Below are 6,300 nucleotides of genomic sequence, written 5' to 3'. Positions count from 1 at the left end.
GCGGCACCTGCGCGTCGATCGCCTCGAGGATCGAGTCGGCGGCGAAGGGCGGCGGAACGTAGATCACCGAGGCGTTGGCGCCGGTCTTGGAGATCGCCTCGGCGACGGTGTCGAAATTGGGCAGGCCCAGCTCCTCGTGCATCGTCCCGCCCTTACCGGGAGTGACGCCGCCGACCATCTTGGTGCCGTAGTCGAGCGCCGCCCTGGTGTGGAAGGTACCGGTCTTGCCGGTCATCCCCTGCGTGATGACCTTGGTGTTCGCATTGACGAGGATCGACATCGGCGGCTTGCTTCCTTGCTGATCGGACCGGCGTGCACGCCGGGGAGTATTGGGTAAGGTGGATTAGTTGAGCGACCCGTCGATCGCCTTGCACGCCACCAGCAGTTCCTTGACCGCGTCGACCGACACGGCGAGATTGGCCTTGGCCTCGTCGCTGAGCGCGATCTCGACGATCTGCTCGACGCCGCCCGCGCCGATCACCACCGGTACGCCGACATAGAGATTGTCGACACCATATTGGCCGGTCAGGTTTACCGCAGCCGGCAGCACGCGCTTCTCGTCGCCAAGATAGGCCTGCGCCATCGCGATCGCGCTGGTCGCCGGGGCGTAGAAAGCCGATCCGGTCTTGAGCAGCGCGACGATCTCGCCGCCGCCGCCGCGGGTGCGCTTGATGATCGCGTCGATCTTCTCCTGCGTCGAGCGGCCCATCTTGATCAGATCGGGAACGGGGATGCCCGAGACGGTCGAATATTCGATCACCGGCACCATCGTGTCGCCATGGCCGCCGAGCACGAAGCTGGTGACGTCCTTGATCGAGACCTGGAATTCCTCGGCGAGGAACGCGCTGAACCGCGACGAGTCGAGCACGCCGGCCATGCCGACGACCTTGTGGTGCGGCAGCCCCGAGAACTCGCGCAGCGCCCACACCATCGCGTCGAGCGGGTTGGTGATGCAGATCACGAAGGCGTCCGGTGCGTTGGCCTTGATGCCCTCGCCGACCGCCTTCATCACCTTCAGATTGATGCCGAGCAGATCGTCGCGGCTCATGCCAGGCTTGCGGGCGACGCCGGCGGTGACGATGATCACGTCAGCACCCGCAATGTCGGCATAATCATTGGTGCCGCTGATCTTGGCGTCGAAGCCCTCGACCGGGGCGCACTGCATGAGATCGAGCGCCTTGCCCTGGGGCACGCCCTCGACGACGTCGAACAGCACGATGTCGCCGAGCGACTTGAGAGCGGCGAGGTGCGCGAGCGTGCCGCCGATATTGCCGGCGCCGATGAGCGCGATCTTCTTGCGTGCCAATTAAGCCTCCACGGGGTACGAACGATGGGGCGCGGCCGCGCGAGAACCGGCGGCCAGCCGGAAAAGCCGGGTCCGCTTAGACCCGCCTGCCGGCCGGGGCAACCGCTTGCGGGGCTTTTCTCCGACTTTTTCGCCGCACTTGCTCACGCAGCGGATGATCCAAGCGACGCGGCCGCGACGACAGCGCAGTCAATCGCTGCCATGGCCCTTTGCGAGATATTCGGCCGAGCGCATCTCCATCAATCGCGAGGCGGTGCGCTCGAACTCGAAGGCGTCGTCGCCGCGTGCGTAGAGTTTGTCCGGCTCGGCGTCCGCCGCGGCAAGCAGCTTGACGCCATGCTCGTAGAGCGTGTCGATCAGCAGTTTGAAGCGCGTCGCCTCGTTGCGATTGTCGGCGCTGAACAGCGGGATGCCGACCAGGATCACGGTGTGATAGCGCCGCGCGATCGCCAGATAGTCGGGCACGCCCCGCGCCTCGCCGCACAGTCGCTTGAACGAGAAGACCGCGACCCCCTTGAGGCTCTTGGGAACATGCATCGTCCGCCCGCCCGGCACCGCGATCTCCTCGGAGGGGACATGCTCGCGGTCCTCGACGGGAAAGTCGGTGAGGCGGAAGAAGGCGCGGCTGAGCGCGTCGGTCGCCGCCTTGCCGTTGGGGACGTACCAGGTCGGAAAGCCACCGAGCCGCTGCAACCGATAGTCGGTCGGCCCGTCGAGCGCGATGACGTCGAGCTTGCCCTCGAGCAGCGCGATGAACGGCAGGAAATGCTCGCGATTGAGCCCGTTCAGATAGAGCTGGTTCGGTGCGCGGTTGGAGGTCGCGACGATCGTCACGTCGTGGCTCAGCATCCGCGTGAACAGCCGCGAGAGGATCATCGCATCGGCCGAGTTGGTGACGATCATCTCGTCGAAGGCGAGCAGCCGCACCTCGTCGGCGAGTGCGTCGGCGACCGGCATCACCGGATCGGGCACCTCGCGCGAGCGCTCGACGCGCAGCCGGTCGTGGACCTCGAGCATGAATTCGTGGAAGTGAACGCGGCGCTTACGCGGGCCGTCGACGCAGCCGAAGAACATGTCCATCAGCATCGATTTGCCGCGCCCGACGCCGCCCCACAGATAGACGCCGCGTACCGGCTCGGGCCGCTTAGCGAACGCGCGCCACAGGACGGATCCCTTCCGCGGGCGTTCGGCGAGCGCCGCCGCACAGCGGTCGAGCCGTTCGGCCACTGCGCGCTGCGCGGGGTCGGCGCGCAGTTCGCCGCCGGCGACCGCGGCATCATAGCGAACGAGCACGCGACCCATCGGGTCAGGCGGCCGGCTTGGGGCGCTTGCTCAGCGTCGCCTGGAAACTGAGGACGATATGCTCGCCCTGCTCCATCTGGCCGCGCAGAAACATCAGCCGGCCGGTCTCGCGGACGATCTCGACGACGCAGTCGAGCGGTTCGTCGAGCTTGCCGCCGCCGATGAACTGGGTCGAGACGCCGAGCGTCACCGCGCCGGCGAACGGCAGCCGCCCCAGCGAAACCGGGCCGACGAAGATCGCCTGGTCGAGGAAGCCGAGAAGGAAGCCGCCATGCACCATGTTCTGGACGTTGCTGCGGCTCGGCCCCGTCGCGATGCGGACGCGCGCGATCTGCTCGCCCTCCTGGCGCGCAAGCATCCGCCCGAGATAGGCGTTGAATCCCTCCCCCGGAAAGGTCCAGCCATGGAAACCGTCCGCATCAGGCCCATCGCGCACCGGCGCGAGCGGATGGGGCACGTCGCCCACCCGCTCAGACCGCGCGCTCGACCTGCAGCTTCTTGATCTCGGCGATCGCCTTGGCGGGGTTGAGCCCTTTGGGGCAGACGTTCGCGCAATTCATGATCGTGTGGCAGCGGTAGAGGCGGAACGGATCCTCGAGCTCATCGAGCCGCTCACCGGTCATCTCGTCGCGCGAGTCGGCAAGCCAGCGATAGGCCTGCAGCAGGATCGCCGGACCCAGGAACTTGTCGGCGTTCCACCAATAGCTCGGGCAGGAGGTCGAGCAGCAGGCGCACAGGATGCACTCGTACATGCCGTCGAGCTTTTCGCGATCCTCGGGGCTCTGCAGCCGCTCCTTGCCGGCGGGCGCGGGCGTGACGGTCTGCAGCCACGGCTTGATCGAGGCATATTGCGCGTAGAAATGGGTGAGGTCGGGGACCAGATCCTTGACCACGTCCTGATGCGGCAGCGGGGTGATCTGGACCTCGCCCTTGCAGTCCTCGATCGCGGTGGTGCAGGCGAGGCCGTTCTTGCCGTCGATGTTCATCGCGCACGATCCGCAGATGCCCTCGCGACACGAGCGGCGGAAGGTCAGAGTCGGGTCGACCTCGTTCTTGATCTTGATCAGCGCGTCGAGCACCATCGGGCCGGTCTCGTCGAGATCGAGCTCGTAGCGATCGTAGCGCGGGTTCTGCCCGCTATCGGGATCGTAGCGGTAGATTTTGAAGTTGCGCTTGGTCTTGGCGTCGGGCGCGGCCTTGTAGACCTGGCCCTTGGCCTTGATCTTCGAGTTCTTGGGGAGCGCAAATTCGGCCATTTACCTGATCCGATCCTTGATGCCGGCCTGCTTGAGCACGCCGTTAGCGGTGTGACGGGACATCATCTTGCCGTCGACGACGACCGGCCGGGTCGATCCCGGGCACAGCCACAATTCATGATCGCCCTTGCCGGGGCGAAGATAGGTACAACCATGGGCGAGCAACAGGGCGCGAACCCGCTCCGTATAGCCCTCGACCACGTCATTCAGGCCGCGACATCGAAATCGCGCTCGGCATGCGCGACAATGTGGAAACGATGCGGCGCCTGAAGCTTGGCCTTGTCGTCGATCTGGTCGGCGTTGAACTCGAGCAGATCGAGCAGCATCGGGCCGAGCTTGGCCGCCAGCACCTCAAGAGTCTCGCCGTCCGCGAGCAGGCCGGGCATGTCCGCATCGACCGTGTACCACACGCTCGCTTCGGGATCATAACCTGCCTGCACCGTCCAGACGCCCATCACGCCCTCCTCAATACACCCGCTTCTTCGGCTTGATGTAGTCGATCTCGTCAGTGAGCGTGTAGTCGTGCACCGGCCGGTAGTCGATCTTGACCAGCCCGTCGCCCGCGCCTGCCGGATCGAACCAGGTGATCGTGTGCTTCATCCACTCGGCGTCGTTCCGCTCAGGGAAATCCTCGTGCATGTGCGCGCCGCGGCTTTCCTTGCGGTTCGACGCCGCGTGCATCGTGACCACCGCCTGCGGCAGCATGTTGTCGAGCTCGAGCGTCTCGACCAGATCGGTGTTCCAGATCAGCGAGCGATCCGAGACCTGGACGTCGGCAAGCCGCGCGAACACCGCATCGATCTTCGCCTTGCCCTCGTCGAGCAGCGCCGAGTCGCGGAACACCGCGGCGTGCTTCTGCATCGTGCGCTGCATCTCGAGGCGGATCTCGGCCGTCTTGGTGCTGCCGGATGCGTTGCGATAATGATCGAGCCGGGCGAGCGCCTTCTCGTCGGCTGCGGTCACCACCGCGCCATGCTTGGTCATCGGCTGGATCAGCTCGGCGATGCGGAAGCCGGTCGCGCGGCCGAACACGACCAGATCGATCAGCGAGTTCGAGCCCAGGCGATTGGCGCCGTGGACCGAGACGCACGCCGCCTCGCCGACCGCGAATAGACCGGGGACGACGGCGTCGGGATCGCCATCCTTCAGCGTCACGACCTCGCCGTGATAGTTACAGGGGATGCCGCCCATATTGTAATGGACGGTCGGCGTGACGGGCAGCGGCTGGCGGGTCAGGTCGACGCCGGCAAAAATCTTGCCGGTCTCGGTGATGCCGGGCAGCCGCTCGTGCAACACCTTGGGATCGATATGATCGAGGTGGAGATAGATGTAATCGCCGTTGGGGCCGACGCCGCGGCCCTCGCGCATCTCCATCGCCATCGACCGCGCCACGACGTCGCGCGACGCCAGATCCTTGGCGGACGGGGCATAGCGCTCCATGAAGCGCTCGCCCTCGGAGTTGGTAAGGTAGCCGCCCTCGCCGCGCGCGCCCTCGGTGATCAGCACGCCGGCGCCGTAGATGCCGGTCGGGTGGAACTGGACAAACTCCATGTCCTGGAGCGGAAGCCCGGCGCGCAGCACCATGCCGCCGCCGTCGCCGGTGCAGGTGTGCGCGGACGTCGCCGAGAAATAGGTCCGGCCCGAGCCGCCCGTCGCCAGCACGGTGGCATGGCTGCGGAAGCGGTGGATCGTGCCGTCATCCATGCAGAGCGCGATCACGCCCTTGCAGACGCCGTCCTCCATGATGAGGTCGAGCGCGAAATATTCGATGTAGAAGTCGGCGTCATACTTCAGGCTCTGCTGGTAGAGCGCGTGGAGCATGGCGTGGCCGGTGCGGTCGGCGGCGGCGCAGGTGCGCTGGACCGGGGGCCCCTCGCCCATATTCTGCATGTGGCCGCCGAACGGGCGCTGGTAGATCGTGCCCTCGGGGTTGCGGCTGAACGGCACGCCGGCATGTTCGAGCTCGATCACCGCGGCGGGCGCCTCGCGCACCATATATTCGATCGCGTCCTGGTCGCCGAGCCAGTCCGAGCCCTTGACGGTGTCGAACATGTGCCACGTCCAGTGATCGGGCGTGTTGTTGCCGAGGCTCGCGGCAATGCCGCCCTGCGCCGCGACCGTGTGGCTGCGCGTTGGAAACACTTTGGTGATGCAGGCGGTCTTGAGGCCCTTTTCGGCGCAGCCCATGGTGGCGCGCAGCCCCGAGCCGCCCGCGCCGACGACGACGGCGTCGTAGACATGGTCGATGATCTTATAGTCGGACACGGACATCAGGCGGGCACCCCACCGAAGGCGATCTTGAGGATCGAGAAGACGCACAATGTGGCGGCGCCGATGGCATAGGCGTTGAGCAGCAGCAGGCAGGCGACCTTGCCCCCGGCCTCGTGGACATAATCCTCGATGAACACCTGCAGGCCGAGGCGGAGATGCCAGAAC

The 6,300-nt window shown here is 66.1% G+C and carries 7 protein-coding genes and 2 pseudogenes; all 9 read right to left on the bottom strand.

The window, feature by feature from the left end; all coding sequences use genetic code 11:
- Positions 1 to 280, bottom strand: a pseudogene (locus tag Q0326_RS16135) (succinate--CoA ligase subunit alpha); the annotation flags it as partial.
- Positions 281 to 343: 63 nt separating this feature from the next.
- A complete protein-coding gene (mdh, locus tag Q0326_RS16130) occupies positions 344 to 1,306 on the bottom strand; it encodes a malate dehydrogenase (protein ID WP_298692395.1) in 963 nt (320 codons plus the stop codon).
- A 189-nt stretch (positions 1,307 to 1,495) separates the two neighbouring features.
- Positions 1,496 to 2,608, bottom strand: a complete 1,113-nt coding sequence (gene zapE, locus Q0326_RS16125) for a cell division protein ZapE (RefSeq protein WP_298692392.1) — start codon at positions 2,606 to 2,608, stop codon at positions 1,496 to 1,498.
- A 4-nt stretch (positions 2,609 to 2,612) separates the two neighbouring features.
- Positions 2,613 to 3,065: an acyl-CoA thioesterase domain-containing protein gene (locus tag Q0326_RS16120; RefSeq protein WP_298692390.1), complete on the bottom strand. Its 453-nt coding sequence runs from the start codon at positions 3,063 to 3,065 to the stop codon at positions 2,613 to 2,615.
- 13 nt (positions 3,066 to 3,078) lie between these two features.
- The gene (locus Q0326_RS16115; RefSeq protein WP_298692388.1) at positions 3,079 to 3,864 is read right to left on the bottom strand and encodes a succinate dehydrogenase iron-sulfur subunit; all 786 of its coding nucleotides are present in this window, start codon (positions 3,862 to 3,864) and stop codon (positions 3,079 to 3,081) included.
- Complete coding sequence (locus Q0326_RS16110; RefSeq protein WP_298692386.1) at positions 3,865 to 4,065, bottom strand: type II toxin-antitoxin system HicA family toxin; 201 nt, start codon at positions 4,063 to 4,065, stop codon at positions 3,865 to 3,867.
- A gap of 5 nt (positions 4,066 to 4,070) precedes the next feature.
- Positions 4,071 to 4,319: a DUF1902 domain-containing protein gene (locus Q0326_RS16105; RefSeq protein ID WP_298692384.1), complete on the bottom strand. Its 249-nt coding sequence runs from the start codon at positions 4,317 to 4,319 to the stop codon at positions 4,071 to 4,073.
- A 10-nt stretch (positions 4,320 to 4,329) separates the two neighbouring features.
- Positions 4,330 to 6,135, bottom strand: coding sequence for a succinate dehydrogenase flavoprotein subunit (sdhA, locus tag Q0326_RS16100; RefSeq protein ID WP_298692382.1), 1,806 nt, complete (start codon positions 6,133 to 6,135; stop codon positions 4,330 to 4,332).
- Positions 6,135 to 6,300 (bottom strand): annotated as a pseudogene (locus Q0326_RS16095) (succinate dehydrogenase, hydrophobic membrane anchor protein); the annotation flags it as partial. The gene sdhA and the pseudogene Q0326_RS16095, both read right to left, overlap by 1 nt.

It is taken from the genome of uncultured Sphingomonas sp. (assembly GCF_937859915.1).
Lineage (GTDB): Bacteria > Pseudomonadota > Alphaproteobacteria > Sphingomonadales > Sphingomonadaceae > Solisphingomonas.
The sequence above is the reverse complement of the archived record's forward strand: the minus strand, read 5'-3'. Positions and strand labels throughout refer to the sequence as shown.

What these genes read in the sequence shown, in the direction of transcription:
- Q0326_RS16115 (WP_298692388.1), bottom strand. Translation starts at nt 3,864, where the DNA reads ATGGCCGAATTTGCGCTCCCCAAGAACTCGAAGATCAAGGCCAAGGGC.
- sdhA (WP_298692382.1), bottom strand. Translation starts at nt 6,135, where the DNA reads ATGTCCGTGTCCGACTATAAGATCATCGACCATGTCTACGACGCCGTC.
- zapE (WP_298692392.1), bottom strand. Translation starts at nt 2,608, where the DNA reads ATGGGTCGCGTGCTCGTTCGCTATGATGCCGCGGTCGCCGGCGGCGAA.
- Q0326_RS16105 (WP_298692384.1), bottom strand. Translation starts at nt 4,319, where the DNA reads ATGGGCGTCTGGACGGTGCAGGCAGGTTATGATCCCGAAGCGAGCGTG.